Here is a 16939-nt window from a genome sequence, read left to right on the forward strand (position 1 = left end):
CGCTGGTCACCATGGAGACGAGCACCGACCACCACCCGGATCGCTGGATCGTGACCGGTGACGAGCACGAGGTGCTCACGTGGGTGGCCGACCGCTCCGCGGCCGCACAGCGCCACCTCGTCCCGGTGGCCGCGGTCGGCCGGACCGCGACGGGGCATCTCGTGGTCGACCTCGACCGGCCGACCGGCACGCCGCTCGTGGCGGCGCTCGACCGGCTCGGCACCCCGACCACCGGCGTCGCGGTGACCCTGACGGTCCCGCTCCTGGAGCTCCTGGTGGCGGTGCACGACGGCGCGGTCCTGCTCGGTGCTGCCGGCATCGACGACGTGCTGGTGGACGACTCCGGTGCCGTCGTGCTCTGCGACCGCCCGACGAACGCGACGAGCCCGACGACACCGACGAACCCGATGACCCCGATGACCCCAACCAACGCGAGGACCCCGACGCGCACCGCACCCCCGACGCGCACCGCGCACTCGACCGACGCGACCCGGACCCTCGTGCTCGCAGCCCGGACGGTGTGGGACCGCGTCGACCCGACCGATCCCGCCCAGCAACCGGTGCTCGACGCGCTGCAGGACGCCCTCGACGGCGACGGGCCGAGCGCACGAGCGGCACTCGACGTCGTTCGTACCGCTGCCGCGCCCCGGCCGTTCCGGTGGACGCCCGTGCCGAGCGACCTCGTGTTCGCCGAACCGCCGACACCGGACGGGCATGGGCATGTCCAACTGCTCGAGCGCCTGCGGGACGTGGTCGAGCACGGCGTCCCACTCGGAGCGGACCGACGAATCCCGCTCCGCCGCGTCCTCGTGGGGCTCGTCGTCGCCGTCGGGTCGGTGGTCGCCGCCCTGACCCTGCTCGGCGGCGGATGACGCCGAACCCGCCCGTGAACGGGAACGGCCCCGGCTCCCACGAGGGGAACCGGGGCCGTCGGCCGTGCTGCTGGGATCAGTACCCGAGGTTCGGGGCGAAGTTGCCCTCTTCGAGACGGTTCTTCACCGCGACGAGGTACCGCGAGGCATCCGCACCGTCGATGATCCGGTGGTCGTACGACAGCGCCAGGTAGACGAACGACCGGATGGCGATGGCCTCCTGGCCGTCGACCTTCACGACCGCCGGACGCTTCGTGACGATGCCGGTGCCGAGGATCGCTGACTGCGGCAGGAACACGACGGGGGTGTCGAACAGCGCGCCACGCGAACCGGTGTTGGTCAGCGTGAACGTGCCGCCGGCCAGCTCGTCGGGCTTGAGCTGGTTGTTCCGGGTGCGCTCGGCGAGGTCCGCGATGGACTTCGAGAACTGCGCCAGGTCCAGCGAGGCCGCGTCCTTGATGACCGGGGTCAGCAGGCCGCGCTCGGTGTCGACCGCGATGGAGACGTTCTCGGACTCCGGGTAGACGATCTCGTCGCCCTCGACCGTGGAGTTGATCTTCGGGTGGGCCTTCAGCGCCTCGGACGCCGCGAGGGCGAAGAACGGCATGAAGGAGAGCTTCGAGCCGGTCTTCTCGAGGAACTCCGCCTTGTGGGCGTCGCGGAACTGCGCCACCTTCGTGACGTCGACCTCGACGACGCTCGTGAGCTGTGCGGTCGAGGTCATCGACTGCACGGCACGCTCGGCGACCACCTTGCGCAGGCGGGTCATCTTCTCGCGGGTCCCGCGCAGCGGCGAGACCTCGGCGACGAACGGGCCGGACGCGGCGGCGGGTGCTGCTGCTGCCGAGGCGGCCGGGGCCTTCGCGGCGGCGGCGAGGACGTCCTCCTTGCGGATGCGCCCCCCGACACCGGAGCCGGTGATCGTGGACAGGTCGACACCCTGCTCGTTGGCGAGCTTGCGCACCAGCGGGGTGACGTAGCCGGAGGCTGCGCCGTCCTGCGTGGGGTTCGGCACCGCGGCGGCGGCCGTGGTGCTCGGCGCGGATGCCGGAGCCGGAGCGGCCTGGGCCGGCACGGCTGCCGGCGGAGCGGCTGCGGGCGGCGGGACCGGTGCGGCGGCCGGGACCGGCGCTGCCGCGGGCGGGGCGGACGGTGCCTGCGGGGCGGCGGGCTGCGTCTGACCGGCGGGGGCGGGCTCGGGCTCGGTGGGCTCGGGCGCGGGGGTCTCGGCCTCCTGCTCCGTGCTCGGAGCGGCCTCGGGCTCCTCGGCGTCGGCAGCGGCGGCGTTCGCGTCGTCGGCGCCGGAGTCGGACGAGTCCGAACCGCCGTCGGACGAGCCGGAGCCGTCACCGATCTTCACGAGGGCGGTGCCGACCTCGACGGTCTCGTCCTCGGGAACGAGGATCTCCTCGACGACGCCGGCGATCGGCGACGGGATCTCGGTGTCGACCTTGTCGGTCGAGACCTCGAGCAGCGGCTCGTCGACCTCGACCCGGTCACCGACGTTCTTCAGCCATCGGGTCACCGTGCCCTCGGTGACGCTCTCGCCGAGCGCCGGGAGGTTGACGGATTCGCTCATCGGGTGGACTCCTCTTCGCGGGGGATTGCAGTGGTTGTTGATGTCATTGTCACAGTGCGGCCGGTGCCGGTCACAGCGCGTGCAGCGGCTTGCCCGCGAGGTGCAGGAACGCCTCGCCGAGGGCTTCGTTCTGGGTCGGGTGACCGTGCACCAGGGGAGCGATGTCCTCCGGGTAGGCCTCCCAGTTCACGGCGAGCTGGGCTTCGCCGATGAGCTCGCCGACGCGGGCACCGATCATGCTGACGCCGACGACGGGGCCGTCCACGACGCGCACGACCTTGACGGAGCCGGAGGTCCCGATGATGTGGCTCTTGCCGTTGCCGGCCAGGTTGTACTCGTACGAGTCGACCTTGTCGGCGCCGTACTGCTCCTCGGCCTTGGCCTGCGAGAGCCCGACCGACGCGACCTCGGGGTCGGAGTAGGTGATCTTCGGGATGTTCTTGTCCTCGATGACCACCGGGTTGAGGCCGGCGATCTCCTCGGCGACGAAGATGCCCTGCTGGAAGCCGCGGTGCGCGAGCTGCAGGCCGGGGACGATGTCGCCGACGGCGTAGACGTTCGGGATGTTCGTGGCGAGACGCTCGTTCGTGGTGACGAACCCGCGGTCCATCGCCACGCCGACCTCGTCGTAACCGACGTTCTGCGTGACCGGGCCACGGCCGACGGCGACGAGCAGGACGTCACCGTCGAAGGTCTTGCCGTCCTCCAGCGTGACGACGACGCCGTTCTCGTGCTGCTCGACGCCCTGGAACCGGACACCGAGCGAGAACTCGATGCCGCGCTTGCGGAACGCACGCTCGAGCTGCTTCGACATCGACTCGTCCTCGGCGGGGACCAGGTGCGGCAGGCCCTCGACGATGGTGACCTCGGCCCCGAAGGACTTCCAGACGCTGGCGAACTCGACGCCGATGACGCCGCCGCCCAGGATGACGACCTTGTTCGGGACGTAGTCCATGCGGAGCGCGGTCTCGGAGGTGATCACGCGGCCGCCGATCTCGAGCCCCGGCAGGGACTTCGAGTAGGAGCCGGTCGCGAGCACGATGTTCTTGCCGGTGACGGTCTGGTCGCCGACCTGCACGGTGTTCTGCGAGGTCAGGCGACCCCAGCCCTCGACCACGGTGATGCCGCGGGCCTTGATCAGACCCTGCAGGCCCTTGTACTTGGAGTTGATGATGCCCTGCTGGTAGTCGATGACCTTGGGCACGTCGACACCGGCGAACTCCGCGACCACGCCGTACTTCTCGGCGTCGCGCGTCGCGTCGGCGACCTCGGCCGCGTGCAGCAGTGCCTTCGTCGGGATGCAGCCGCGGTGCAGGCACGTCCCTCCGAGCTTGTCGCCCTCGATGAGCGCGACGCTCATGCCGAGTTCGGCGGCCCGGAGCGCAGCGGCGTACCCACCACTCCCGCCACCGAGGACAACGACGTCGTAAGTCTGTTCCGTCACCTGGTGCAACTCCCTCGTGCGTGTCGGGCCGATCGGGCCCTACGTGGACACCGCGGAGGGCGGCGTCCGACGGTCGGACCGCGTGGTTCCGGTCCCGTCCCGTGCAGTACCGGTGGGAGGCGCGTCGGTGCGCCGTTCCCACCGGTACCAAACCTACTACTCGGACTGGAGGTCTTCTGCGAGTGCGATGAGCGTCCGGACCATCACGCCCGTCGCACCCTTGCCCAACCAGGCGTACCCGCCGCCCTTGTTCTCCGACGGACCCGCGATGTCGAGGTGCGCCCAGGGGACACCCTCGCCGGCGAAGCGCTCGAGGAACTTGCCCGCGAGCAGCATGCCGCCGGCCGGGTTGCCGACCGTGGCGTTGACGATGTCGGCGACGTCGCTGGACAGCCGGGCCTCGAGCTCCTCGGGCAGCGGCATCGGCCAGATCGGCTCCGCGACGCCCTCGGCGACGGCACGGACCTTCGCGACGAGGTCGTCGCTGCCCATCAGGCCGGTGGTGCGGTCGCCGAGCGCGACGACCTGGGCGCCGGTCAGCGTGGCGACGTCGACGAGCGCGTCGGGCTGCTCGAGCGAGGCAGCGGCCATCCCGTCGCCCAGCACCAGGCGGCCCTCGGCGTCGGTGTTCGTGACCTCGACCGTGGTGCCGTTCTTCAGCGTCAGGACGTCGCCCGGGCGGGTCGCGGTGCCGGAGGGCATGTTCTCGGCGAGGGCGAGCCACGCGGTCACGCGCACGTTCAGCCCCAGGCGGGCGGCGGCGACGGTCGCGGCGAGCACCGTGGCGGCACCGGTCATGTCGGTCTTCATGCCGAGCATCGACGCCGCGGGCTTGAGCGAGAGGCCGCCCGAGTCGAAGGTGATGCCCTTGCCCACGAGGGCGAGGTGCTTCGTGGCGGACTCCGGCGCGTACCGGACGACGACCAGGCGCGGGGGACGCGCCGAACCGCGGCCGACACCGAGGATGCCGCCGAAGCCCTGCTCCTCGAGCGCCTGCTCGTCGAGGACCTCGACGGTGAGCGGCAGGTCCGAGGCGAACCCGGTCGCAACGTCCGCGACGTCCTGCGGCCCGAGGTCGCCCGCGGCGGTGTTCACGAGGTCGCGCACGAGCGACGCGGCGTCGGCGACGATCGCGGGGCGCACGGCGGCGTCGGCTGCGACGTCGGCCGGGGCGACGACCTCGATGCGCTGGTCACCGCGGGCCGGGGCCTTGGTGCCGGTGCCCTTGTGCCGGGTGAAGGCGTAGGCGCCGAGCGCCGCGCCCTCGAGGGCGGCGTCGACGAGCTCGGCGGAGTCGGTGGGCAGGGCGAGCGTGATCGAGTCGACGCGGGGGAGCTGTCGCACGGCGCTGCCGGCCGCAGCGCGGATCGCCGCGGCACCCGTGGCGGAGCCGAGCCCGATCAGCGCGACCGACTTCGCACCGACGCCGGTGGCGGGCAGGCGGACGAGCTGGTCCTTCGCGCCGGTGACCCCGATCGCGGCGAGGTCGAGGCCGGCGAGGGCGTCGAGCGTGCCGAGGGCGGTGGGAGCGAGCACGGCGGTGCTGTCGGCCTCGCCGGACGAGCCCGGGCGGACCCCGACGACGAGCACGTCGGCGGTGGTGGTCTCGGGGGGTGAACTGGTGGTGGAGAGCGTCGGTCGGACCATGCTCCAACCCTACCGACGGCCTGTTCGCTGTCGGCGTGGTCGTCGCGCACCGGGGACGTCGGAGGCCCCGCCTAGCATGGGGACGGTGAACCACCCCGAGGAGCTCTACACGTTCGACGCGGACGCCCCGACCGTGCCAGCAGGGTTGCACCTGATCGCCGGGCTGACCGGCTTCGCCGATGCCGGATCGGCCGTCGCGCAGGTGACGAACTCGATCCTCGAGGACCTCGACACCGAACTCGTCGCCGAGTTCGACCCGGACGTGCTGCTCGACTGGCGGGCCCGTCGGCCGGTCATCACCTTCGAGCACGACCACATCAGCGCCGTCGAGCCGCCCCGTCTGGCCCTGCACCTGGTGCGCGACGAGATCGGCCAGCCGTTCCTGTTCCTGTCGGGCTACGAGCCGGACTTCCAGTGGAACCGCTTCGTCCGCGCCGTCACCGGGCTCGCCGCCGACCTGCAGGTCGCCGACACCACGTGGGTGCAGTCCATCCCGATGCCGGTCCCGCACACCCGTCCGATCAGCCTGACCGTCTCCGGCACCCGGGCCGACCTCGTCGAGCAGATGAGCGTCTGGAAGCCCGAGACCCAGGCGCCGGCGAACGTCCTGCACCTGGTCGAGCACCGCCTCGCCGAGACGGGAGCGCAGGTCACCGGGCTCGTGCTGCTCGTGCCGCACTACCTGTCCGACACCGAGTTCCCCGACGCCGCCGTCGCGGCGCTGTCCGGCATCGCCGCCGCGACCGGGCTCATCTTCCCGACCGACGCCCTGCGCGAGTCGGGCCGCGAGTTCCTCACCCGCGTCGAGGAGCAGGTGGCCGGCAACCCCGAGCTGCAGCGCCTGGTCTCGGTGCTCGAGGAGCGGCACGACACGTACATGGAGGGCAACCCCGTCGCGTCGCCGCTCACCGGCGTGGACGGCGAGGTGCCGACCGCCGACGCGATCGCGGCCGAGCTCGAGCGCTTCCTCGCCGACCGGCGCACCCAGGGCGACGCGACCGACTGACCGTCGCGGGATCCGGACGTCCCCACAGGGCGGCCTGGAGGCCCGTGGCGGCCCCGCACCGCGCCTCCAGGCCGTCCTCCGGTCACCCGCACGACGTGACGCGCGTCGACGACGGTCGTCGCGCATCGACGTGGGGACACGTCGGTAGCCTGGTCCGGTGAACTCCCGTCGTGCCTTCCTGATCTGGGGCGTCGCGGTCCTCGCGTACGTCCTCGCCGTGGTGCAGCGGTCCTCGCTCGGGGTGTCCGGCGTCGACGCGCAGGACCGGTTCGCCGTCTCCGCCGCCGTCCTGTCCACCCTCGCCGTGGTGCAGATCGCCGTCTACGCGGGGCTGCAGATCCCGGTGGGGATCGCGCTCGACCGCGTCGGACCGCGCCGGCTGGTGCTCCTCGGCGCCGCGCTGCTGGTCGTCGGACAGGCGATCGTCGCGGTGTCCCCGTCGATCGGGCCGGCCATCGCGGGCCGGGTGCTCGTCGGTGCCGGTGACGCCATGACCTTCATCTCGGTGATCCGCCTGGTACCGATGTGGTTCAGCGGCCGGATCCTGCCGCAGATCTCGCAGTGGACGGGCAACCTCGGGCAGATCGGCCAGATCCTGTCGGCGTTCCCGTTCGCCGTGCTCCTGCACACGGTGGGCTGGACCCCGGCGTTCGGCGTCGCGGCCGCGGCCAGCGCTGTCGGCTTGGTGCTCGCCGCGGTCTTCGTGCGGAACGGTCCCGTGCCGGTGCGGACGGACACCATCCCGCTGCCGCACTCGTGGGGCGCCGCGTTCAGCACCTTCGGGCACGCGCTCCGACGCCCGGGCACGCAGCTCGGGTTCTGGTCGCACTACGTCACCCAGTCGTCGGGCACGGTGTTCTCGTTGCTGTGGGGCGTGCCGATGCTCCGAGGGCTCGGGTACTCCCCGGGTGAGGCTGCCGGGTTCCTCACGATCATCGTGGTCGTCGGGTTCGTCGCCGGTCCGGTGCTCGGCGTGCTCTGCGCGCGGTTCCCGATGCGCCGGTCGAACCTGGTGCTCGGCGTGGTCGTCCTGCTCGCGGTGCTCTGGACGGCGATCCTGCTCTGGCCCGGGCACCCACCGACGTGGTTGCTCGTGCTGCTCGTCGTCGCGATGGGGATCGGTGGACCCGGTTCCCTGATCGGCTTCGACTTCGCCCGGACCTTCAACCCCGTCGGATCGCTCGGCTCGGCCAACGGCGTCGTGAACGTCGGCGGCTTCCTGGCGGCCTTCGTGATGATGTACCTGATCGGCCTCGTCCTCGACATCGCTGCGCGGGCTTCGGGCACCGAGGTGTTCGCCTGGGAGAACTTCCGGATCGCCCTCACCGTGCAGTACGTCGTGGTCGGTTTCGGCGTCGGGATGCTCCTGCACGCCCGCCGTCGGACCCGCCGGGTGCTGCACTCGGAAGAGGGAATACGCGTCGGACCACTCTGGGTTGCACTCGTTGCACGCCTGCGGAAGCGGCACGTGCAATAATGATCACGGACCCGTTCGGGACCCCTGTCTGTCGGAGCACTTCGGTGCGCCGGTGAACTCGGGGGACTTGACATGGGTCCTAGTGCTGCCCGGAACGGTAGGACTCGTACGACGCGGGGGACTGCGGCGCGGGACCTGGGCGGCGAGGGAGGCCACGACCCCACGAACGTGGCACGACGAGAGAGGTGATCGCATGGCTGCCCGGAGCACGACGATCGATCCCACGAAGGACACCGAGCCCGAGGGCGCTGTGGCAGAGGACGCCACGGACACCGAGGGCACCGCAGCGCCGAAGAAGCGCGCCACGAAGGCCCCCGCCAAGAAGGCGCCCGCCAAGAAGGCGGCGCCCAAGGCGAAGAAGACCGACGCCGTCGACGAGGCGATCGCCTCCGACGAGCCCGTCGAGGAGCCGACCGACGAGGCCGACGACACCGACGACAAGACGGCCAAGCCGGACGCCGCTGCCGCGGTCGCCGCCGGTGCGCTCGTCATCTCGCAGACCGACGACGACGAGGCGCCGGTCTACTCGACGACCATCACGGGTGCCACCGCCGACCCGGTGAAGGACTACCTCAAGCAGATCGGCAAGGTCGCCCTGCTCAACGCCGAGCAGGAGGTCGAGCTCGCGATGCGCATCGAGGCCGGCCTGTTCGCCGAGGACAAGCTGCAGCACGCGACGGGGCTCTCGAAGCCCGCCGAGCGTGAACTGCGCTGGGTCGCCCGTGACGGTCAGCGTGCGAAGTCGCACCTGCTCGGTGCGAACCTCCGCCTGGTCGTCTCGCTCGCGAAGCGCTACACCGGTCGTGGCATGCAGTTCCTGGACCTCATCCAGGAGGGCAACCTGGGCCTGATCCGTGCGGTCGAGAAGTTCGACTACACCAAGGGCTTCAAGTTCTCGACCTACGCGACGTGGTGGATCCGTCAGGCCATCACCCGTGCCATGGCCGACCAGGCCCGCACCATCCGCATCCCGGTGCACATGGTCGAGGTCATCAACAAGCTCGCCCGCGTCCAGCGGCAGATGCTGCAGGACCTCGGTCGCGAACCCACTCCGGAAGAGCTCGCCCGCGAGCTCGACATGACCCCGGAGAAGGTCGTCGAGGTCCAGAAGTACGGCCGTGAGCCGATCTCGCTGCACACGCCCCTGGGCGAGGACGGCGACTCGGAGTTCGGTGACCTCATCGAGGACACCGAGGCGGTCGTGCCGGCCGACGCGGTGGGCTTCACGATGCTGCAGAAGCAGCTCGAGAGCCTGCTCGACTCCCTGTCCGAGCGCGAGGCGGGCGTCATCCGCATGCGCTTCGGCCTCGGAGACGGCCAGCCGAAGACGCTCGACCAGATCGGTGACACGTTCGGCGTGACGCGTGAGCGCATCCGTCAGATCGAGTCCAAGACGATGGCGAAGCTCCGCCACCCGTCGCGGTCGCAGTCGCTGCGCGACTACCTCGAGTAAACCGGCATGCGCTTCTTCATCCCGATCCTGATCGGGCGGATCCTCCGTGCCCTCGCTCGTGCGCGGGGCGGCGGATCCGCCTACCCGGGGTTCATCGTCCTGAAGCTCGTGCCGGACTTCCTGCAGCACGTGACGAAGCAGTTCCCGAACGGCGTCGTCTTCGTGCTCGGCTCGAACGGCAAGTCGACGACCACGCACATGATCTCCGACATCGTGCGGGCCCACGGGCTGCGGGTCTTCACGAACCCGTCCGGCGCGAACCTGCCGCAGGGCATCGCGTCGGCCCTGCTGTCCGAGGTCTCGCTGACCGGCCGGCTCAAGGCCGACATCGGCATCCTCGAGGTCGACGAGGCCTTCGCGGTCGAGCTCGCCGGCATCCTGTCGCCCTCGACGGTGACCATGCTCAACGTGCAGGTCGACCAGCTGTACCGGTTCTTCGAGACCGAGCGCGTGGCGACGATGATGCTCGACACTGCCGCACTGTCGACGGCGAACGTCATCACGAACCACGACGACCAGTTCCTCGACGGCTACTCCGGTACCTCCGGGCAGCGTGTCCTGCGGTTCGGTGCGAGTGACGAGGTCATCGCCGCAGCGCCGAACGGCCTGCAGAACGCCGACTCGTTCGACGCCGGTGACCGTGCTCAGCACACCGCCGACGCAGAGGTCGTGGCCCACACGGGCGACGGCGCGACGATCCGCTTCGCCGGCGCCGAGATCCCGGTCCGCCTGCCCGCCCGCGGCCTGCACTACGCGGTCGACGCCGCTGCGGCCACCGCGACGGCGAGTGCGGCCCTCGGTGCGCAGTTCCGCGCCGACGCCGTGACCAAGGCCTTCGGCACGATGAAGCCCGCGTACGGTCGTGGCGAGCGACTGCCCATCGCGGGTGAGTCCGCCGAGTTCACGATGTTCAAGAACGCCGCGAGTCTGCAGCTCAACCTCGACGCCCTGCCGGACCAGCCCGAGCAGGTCCTCATGGCGATCGACGAGGGCACGCCCGACATCTCCTGGATCTACGACATCGACTTCTCGAAGCTCGACCACGTGGACGTCGTCTCCGGTGACAAGGCGTGGCAGATCGCGATCGCGCTCGAGCACGCCGGTGTCCGCATCGGCCGGGTCGAGCCCGACGTCGAAGCGGCCATCAAGCACATGGAGCAGCTCGGCTCGACGACCCGCGGGACGAAGAACTTCATCGTCAACTACGAGATCATGATGATCGCCCGCAAGGCCCTCGGCCACCCGGACATGGAGAAGACCGCATGACGGCCGACCGGCTGACCATCCTGCACGTCTACGCCCGGCAGATGGGCGTCTCGGGCGACCGAGGCAACGTCGCGGCGCTGGTCCGACGTGCGGCCGCCGCGGACATCGAGACCCAGGTCCTTCAGTACGCGCCCGGTGACGGCCTGCCGACCACGGCGGACGTCGTCGTGATCGGCAACGGACCGCTCAGCGCGATGCGTTCCCTGGGCGACGACGTCACACGCATCGGCGGGGCACTCCGTGCGTTCGCGGCCGAGGGTGTGCCGGTGCTCGCCGTCGGCGGTGGGTTCGACCTCGCGACGAACGAGGTCGTACCGACCGAGGGCGCGCCGGTCGTGGGCTTCGGCGTGTTCGACGCGCGAGCAGTCCGCGGTGCCGAGCGCCGCGTGAACTACTTCGTCCTCGAGACCCGGTACCCTCTGCTCCCCGGAGCACCGAAGCGTCTCGCCGGCTTCGAGGACCACGCCACCCGCATCGAGCTCGCAGCCGGCGTCACGCCCTTCGCCGACGTCGTCTCCGGCGGCGGCAACCAGGCTGGCTCCCCGGTCGAGGGCGCGATCGTCGGGAACTCCTTCGGCACGCACACCCAGGGTCCGGTCCTGCCGCTCAACCCGCAGTTGACCGACGGCGTCCTCGCCGCGGCCACCACGCGGCTGGGCCGCGAGTACGCGCCCGACGCCGAGCGCACGGCGACCATCGACCGTTACGCACGCGAAGCGCGCGCCACGGTCGACCGCTACGTCGACAAGGCGTTCAAGCGCATCGCCTGACGTACGAAGCAGAAGGCCGGGTCCCGACGGGGCCCGGCCTTCGTCGTCTCCGCGCGTTCTGAACCGGGCTGCAGACAGACAGGAGGCGCGGTGCCAGCTGGCACCGCGCCTCCTGTCCGTGTGTCGGTCGCGACTACTTCGACTCGTAGAGTCGGCTGCTCTCGTCGTGCCACTCGATGGCGGTCGCCGCGAGCTTGTCCTTGAACTCGGCGCCGTGGTGGGCGCAGAAGTAGAGCTCGCCGCTCGACATGGTGGCTCGGATGTAGGCCTGCGCCCCGCAGCTGTCGCAACGGTCGGCGGCGGTCAGCTGGTGGTTGCTGACTTCGTCGATGGAGGGGTCCTGCACGGTCTGGGTCATTGCTGTGCTCCTCACGGATCGCAGGTGGTGCCGGGTGGTTGCACCATTTCAACACGTGATGCCTGAGAGCGACGCATTGTCGGGGCCTGTTTCGCTCAGCGCGGATCGCTTGGCCCCAGTGCGAGTGTCCACACGGTGCTGTCGGTGCCGCTCGGTAAACTCCGACGGTGAGCTCCGACTACTCCGCACGCCATCTCTCCGTCCTCGAAGGGCTCGAGGCGGTCCGGAAGCGTCCGGGCATGTACATCGGCTCGACGGACTCCCGGGGCCTCATGCACTGCCTGTGGGAGATCATCGACAACTCGGTCGACGAAGCCCTCGCTGGACACGGTGACGAGATCGGCGTCGTGCTGCACGCCGACGGCTCGGTCGAGGTCCGGGACACCGCGCGGGGCATCCCCGTCGACGTCGAACCGAAGACCGGCCTCACCGGGGTCGAGGTCGTGTTCACCAAGCTGCACGCCGGCGGCAAGTTCGGCTCGGGGTCGTACGCGGCCTCGGGTGGCCTGCACGGTGTCGGCGCCTCGGTCGTGAACGCGCTGTCGGAGCGCCTCGACGTCGAGGTAGACCGGGGCGGCAAGACCTACGCAATGTCGTTCCACCGCGGCGAGCCCGGCATCTTCGACGACAGCAAGGGCATCGGCCCGGACGCTCCGTTCGCGCCCTTCACCTCGGGCAGCGAACTGCGTGTGGTGGGCAAGGTCAAGAAGGGCGTCACCGGCTCCCGGATCCGCTACTGGGCGGACCGCCAGATCTTCACCGCCGACGCCCGGTTCAGCACCGACGACCTCGTCACGCGGGCACGCCAGACCGCGTTCCTCGTGCCCGGGCTCGGCATCACCATCACCGACGAGCGCGCGGCGTCGATCGAGGCTGCTGCTGCCCGGGCCGAGGCGACGGGCACCACCGTGGCCGCCGGGCCGGTGGTCGAGCGCTTCCGGTACGAGGGCGGCATCGGCGAGTTCGTCGAGCACCTCGCCGTCGACAGCCCTCTCACCGACGTCTGGCGCGTGCAGGGGACCGGCACCTTCACCGAGACCGTGCCGATGCTCGACGACAAGGGCCACATGGTCTCCACCTCGGTCGAGCGCGAGTGCGAGGTCGACCTGGCGCTCCGCTGGGGCAGCGGCTACGAGACGGTGTTCCGCAGCTTCGTCAACATCATCGCGACGCCGAAGGGCGGCACGCACCAGGCTGGGTTCGAGTCGGGCGTCGTCAAGGCCGTCCGTGCCCAGGTCGAGGCGAACGCCCGCAAGCTCAAGGTCGGGCAGGACAAGCTCGACAAGGACGACGTGCTCGCCGGCATGACCGCCGTGCTGACGGTGCGGTTGCCCGAGCCGCAGTTCGAGGGGCAGACGAAGGAGATCCTCGGCACCCCGGCGGTCCGCAAGATCGTCGACCAGGTCGTGTCGAAGCGCATCACCGAGATCCTCACCTCGACGCAGCGCACCGAGAAGGCACAGTCGGCCGCCCTGCTCGAGAAGGTCGTGTCCGAGATGAAGACCCGCATCTCGGCGCGGGCCCACAAGGAGACGCAGCGCCGCAAGAACGCGCTCGAGAACTCGTCGCTGCCGACGAAGCTCGCCGACTGCCGCTCGCAGGAGACCGAGGGCACGGAGCTCTTCATCGTCGAGGGCGACTCGGCCCTGGGTACCGCGAAGCTCGCCCGCAACAGCGAGTACCAGGCGCTGCTGCCGATCCGCGGCAAGATCCTCAACGTGCAGAAGGCGTCCGTGTCGGACATGCTCTCGAACGTCGAGTGCGCGTCGATCATCCAGGTCATCGGCGCCGGTTCGGGCCGTACGTTCGACATCGACCAGGCCCGCTACGGCAAGATCATCATCATGTCGGACGCCGACGTCGACGGCGCCCACATCCGCACGCTGCTGCTGACGCTGTTCTTCCGGTACATGCGGCCGATGATCGAGCAGGGCCGGGTGTTCGCCGCCGTGCCGCCGCTGCACCGGGTCGTCGTGGTGAACCGCGGCAAGCCGAACGACACGCTGTACACGTACTCCGAACAGGAGCTGCAGACGGTGCTGAAGAAGCTCGAGAAGACGGGCAAGAAGTACCAGGAGCCGATCCAGCGGTACAAGGGCCTCGGTGAGATGGACGCCGACCAGCTCGCGGAGACCACGATGGACCGCGCGCACCGCACCCTGCGCCGGGTGAACGTGACCCATGCCGAAGGGGCCGCGAAGGTGTTCGAGCTGCTCATGGGCAACGACGTGGCGCCGCGCAAGGAGTTCATCCTGGCCGGCGAGGGCCTGGACCGCGACCGCATCGACGCGTAGCGCGTCGCGAAAGCGATACCGCTCGGCCGACGCGCGCGGTCCATCCTGCGGAAGCGACAGAATCCCGCCGACTGTCGGCGGGGTTCTGTCGCTTTCGCGACGGCGGACGGGAGGCCCGTGGCGGGGCCGCCCCGCGCCTCCAGGCCGGTGCGCCCTGCGTTGCCACGCGCTGGGCGACACCTCATGGGTCTCGCAGGCCGTGAGGTGTCGCCAGGCGCGAAACCAGCGCGCGCCAGCGGACGCCAGCGCGCGCCTAGGCCTCGCCGGCGGTGCCGTCGAGCGTCGCGGCGCTGCCGCCGATCGAGCCGATGACCGCCTCGAGCGGGGCACCCGACCCGTCACGCTTCGACAGCCAGTCGGGCAGGGTCCGCGCGGCGCCGTCCGTGCCGACGGCGTGCGGCGGCGCGATGCCCGCCCAGCCCACGGTGAGTCCGTCCTCGCCCTTCAGGAACGCGTGCGCCCGGACACCCTGGGTGGCACGGCCCTTCGCCGGGAACTCCGACAGGGCGGAGACCTTGGCGCGACCGGCGTCCGTGCCGGGCAGTGCGGTCGAGGTGGTGGACACCGTGGCGACCACGGCGTCGTCGGAGCGTGCGACCGAGCCGAACCAGATCACCGAGGCACCGTCGGCCAGGGCCATGCCAGCCACTCCACCGGCGGGCAGCCCCTGCGCCCGCACGACGGACGCCGGGAACCGCAGCAGCTGCGCGTTCGAGCTGATGAACACGAGGTCGTCGGACTCCGGGGCCTGGGCAGCGCCGACGACCTGGTCGCCGGGCTTCAGGCCGATGGCGACGAACTCGGGCTTGTCGGGCCAGGCACCGGGGACGACGCGCTTGACCACGCCGTGTGCGGTGCCGATCGCCAGCGAGTCCGAGGACGCCCCGGACAGGTCGACGATCGCCACGACCGTCTCGCCCTTGGTGAGCGCCAGGAAGTCGGTGACCCGGACGCCAGCGTCGAGCCGGACCGCGGCGGGCGGTACGGCGGGGACGTCGACGGGGGAGAGCCGGAGGACACGACCGGTCGAGGTGATCGCGCCGATCTGCCCCCGCACCGTGCTCACCACGGCGGAGCGGACGGCGTCGTGCTTCGAGCGCTTCGGCACACGGACGATGCCGAGCTCCGACGTCGGGATGTCGACGCGGATGAGCCGTCCGGTCGTGGAGAGCAGCACGCGGCAGGGCGAGTCGGCGATCTGCAGGGACTCCGGGTCGACCGCGGCCTTCCGACCGCCCTTCACCGGGGCGTCGGCCTCGGTGAGCAGCGTGCGGCGCGGGGTCGCGAACTTGTCGGACACCTCGGTCAGCTCGAGGGCGACCTGCGCACGGAGCCGTTCGTCGGACGCCAGGAGTTCTTCGAGGGCGGCGATGTCGGCGAGCAGCTGGTCGCGCTCGGCCTCGAGCTCCATCCGCGAGAACTTCGTCAGGCGGCGCAGTCGCAGCTCGAGGATGTACTCGGCCTGCACCTCGGACAGGTCGAACACGTCGCGCAGGCGGTTGCGCGCCGCCTCGGAGTCGTCGGAGGTGCGGATGACCTGGATGACCTCGTCGATGTCGAGGATCGCGATGAGCAGGCCCTCGACCAGGTGCAGCCGTTCCTTGCGACGCGCCAGCCGGTACTGCGACCGCCGGGTGACGACGTCGAGCCGGTGCTGCACGTAGACGTCGAGCAGCTCGCGGAGCCCGAGGGTGCGCGGTGACCCGCCGACCAGCGCGACGTTGTTGATGCCGAAGCCGTCCTCGAGCGGGGTGTGCTTGTAGAGCTGCTCGAGCACGGCGGTGGGGTTGAAGCCGCTCTTGATGCCGATGACGAGCCGGAGCCCGTGGTTGCGGTCGGTCAGGTCGTTGACGTCCGAGATGCCGACGAGCTTCTTGGACTGGACGCCGTCCTTGATCTTCTCGATGACGCGTTCGGGGCCGACCAGGTACGGCAGCTCGGTGACGACGAGTCCCATCTTGCGCGGGGTGAGGTTCTCGACGCTCACCTTGGCGCGGGTGCGGAACGAACCACGGCCGGTGGCGTAGGCGTCGCGGACCCCGGAGAGCCCGACGATCGTGCCGCCGGACGGCAGGTCGGGGCCGGGGACGAACTCCATGAGCTCTTCGAGGCTGGCCTGCGGGTTCATGAGCAGGTGCTTCGCGGCCTCGACCACTTCGCCCAGGTTGTGCGGCGCCATGTTGGTCGCCATGCCGACCGCGATGCCGGAGGCGCCGTTGACGAGCAGGTTCGGGAACGCCGCCGGCAGCACGCCCGGCTGCATGATCTGGTTGTCGTAGTTCGGGACGAAGTCGACGACGTCCTCGCCCAGACCCTCGGTCATCGCCATCGACGGCTCGGCGAGTCGCGCCTCGGTGTACCGGGCGGCAGCGGGGCCGTCGTCGAGCGAGCCGAAGTTGCCGTGGCCGTCGACGAGCGGCACGCGCATCGTGAACGGTTGGGCCATGCGGACCAGCGCGTCGTAGATCGCGCCGTCGCCGTGGGGATGCAGCTTGCCCATCACCTCGCCGGTGACGCGAGCGCTCTTGACGTGTCCGCGGTCGGGCCGCAGCCCCATCTCGGCCATCTGGTACAGGATGCGACGCTGCACCGGCTTCAGGCCGTCGCGCGCGTCGGGCAGCGCCCGTGAGTAGATGACGGAGTACGCGTACTCGAGGAAGGAGCCCTGCATCTCCTCGGAGACGTCGACGTCCTCGATGCGCTCACCGTCGGGCAGGCCGACTACGTCCGTGCGTGCCATGGCACCTTTCTGGAGAACCGGAGTCGTCTGGGA

The 16939-nt window shown here is 70.6% G+C and carries 12 protein-coding genes; 7 read left to right on the forward strand and 5 right to left on the reverse strand.

All coding sequences use genetic code 11. From position 1 onward, the window contains the following. The first annotated feature begins 11 nt into the window (after positions 1-11). Positions 12-872 (forward strand): hypothetical protein, encoded by an 861-nt coding sequence (locus tag DEI96_RS08545; RefSeq protein WP_111022911.1) that lies wholly within the window; start codon positions 12-14, stop codon positions 870-872. A 76-nt stretch (positions 873-948) separates the two neighbouring features. Here DEI96_RS08545 and sucB read toward each other — a convergent pair whose 3' ends face one another. The 3 genes from sucB to DEI96_RS08560 form a co-directional block, all read right to left on the reverse strand. Then, positions 949-2451, reverse strand: coding sequence for a 2-oxoglutarate dehydrogenase, E2 component, dihydrolipoamide succinyltransferase (gene sucB, locus DEI96_RS08550; RefSeq protein WP_284183653.1), 1503 nt, complete (start codon positions 2449-2451; stop codon positions 949-951). Positions 2452-2521: 70 nt separating this feature from the next. Next, on the reverse strand, positions 2522-3895 hold the full coding sequence (lpdA, locus tag DEI96_RS08555; RefSeq protein ID WP_111022800.1) for a dihydrolipoyl dehydrogenase: 1374 nt from the start codon (positions 3893-3895) through the stop codon (positions 2522-2524). 156 nt (positions 3896-4051) lie between these two features. Next, a complete protein-coding gene (locus tag DEI96_RS08560; protein ID WP_111022801.1) occupies positions 4052-5542 on the reverse strand; it encodes a leucyl aminopeptidase in 1491 nt (496 codons plus the stop codon). A 76-nt stretch (positions 5543-5618) separates the two neighbouring features. Here DEI96_RS08560 and DEI96_RS08565 point away from each other — a divergent pair, with 76 nt between their 5' ends. The 5 genes from DEI96_RS08565 (at position 5619) to DEI96_RS08585 (ending at position 11514) form a co-directional block, all read left to right on the forward strand. Continuing rightward, positions 5619-6548 (forward strand): proteasome assembly chaperone family protein, encoded by a 930-nt coding sequence (locus DEI96_RS08565; RefSeq protein WP_027465460.1) that lies wholly within the window; start codon positions 5619-5621, stop codon positions 6546-6548. 157 nt (positions 6549-6705) lie between these two features. Beyond that, on the forward strand, positions 6706-8025 hold the full coding sequence (locus DEI96_RS08570; RefSeq protein WP_111022802.1) for an MFS transporter: 1320 nt from the start codon (positions 6706-6708) through the stop codon (positions 8023-8025). A 193-nt stretch (positions 8026-8218) separates the two neighbouring features. Continuing rightward, entirely contained in the window at positions 8219-9478 is a 1260-nt protein-coding gene (locus DEI96_RS08575) for an RNA polymerase sigma factor (RefSeq protein ID WP_027465462.1), read from the forward strand. Positions 9479-9484: 6 nt separating this feature from the next. Continuing rightward, entirely contained in the window at positions 9485-10744 is a 1260-nt protein-coding gene (locus DEI96_RS08580; protein ID WP_111022803.1) for a MurT ligase domain-containing protein, read from the forward strand. Continuing rightward, positions 10741-11514, forward strand: coding sequence for a type 1 glutamine amidotransferase (locus DEI96_RS08585; protein ID WP_111022804.1), 774 nt, complete (start codon positions 10741-10743; stop codon positions 11512-11514). The genes DEI96_RS08580 and DEI96_RS08585 overlap by 4 nt, the downstream gene beginning before the upstream one ends. 133 nt (positions 11515-11647) lie before the next feature. Here DEI96_RS08585 and DEI96_RS08590 read toward each other — a convergent pair whose 3' ends face one another. Then, positions 11648-11872: a DUF7455 domain-containing protein gene (locus tag DEI96_RS08590; RefSeq protein ID WP_017886093.1), complete on the reverse strand. Its 225-nt coding sequence runs from the start codon at positions 11870-11872 to the stop codon at positions 11648-11650. A 167-nt stretch (positions 11873-12039) separates the two neighbouring features. Here DEI96_RS08590 and DEI96_RS08595 point away from each other — a divergent pair, with 167 nt between their 5' ends. Next, positions 12040-14166: a DNA gyrase/topoisomerase IV subunit B gene (locus DEI96_RS08595; RefSeq protein WP_071403953.1), complete on the forward strand. Its 2127-nt coding sequence runs from the start codon at positions 12040-12042 to the stop codon at positions 14164-14166. A 253-nt stretch (positions 14167-14419) separates the two neighbouring features. On the opposite strand, the gene DEI96_RS08600 is transcribed toward DEI96_RS08595, so the two are convergent. Continuing rightward, positions 14420-16906, reverse strand: a complete 2487-nt coding sequence (locus DEI96_RS08600; RefSeq protein ID WP_111022805.1) for a DNA gyrase/topoisomerase IV subunit A — start codon at positions 16904-16906, stop codon at positions 14420-14422. Positions 16907-16939: the final 33 nt, after the last annotated feature.

Origin of the sequence: Curtobacterium sp. MCLR17_031 (assembly GCF_003234775.2) — a bacterium.
Taxonomy (GTDB): domain Bacteria; phylum Actinomycetota; class Actinomycetes; order Actinomycetales; family Microbacteriaceae; genus Curtobacterium; species Curtobacterium flaccumfaciens.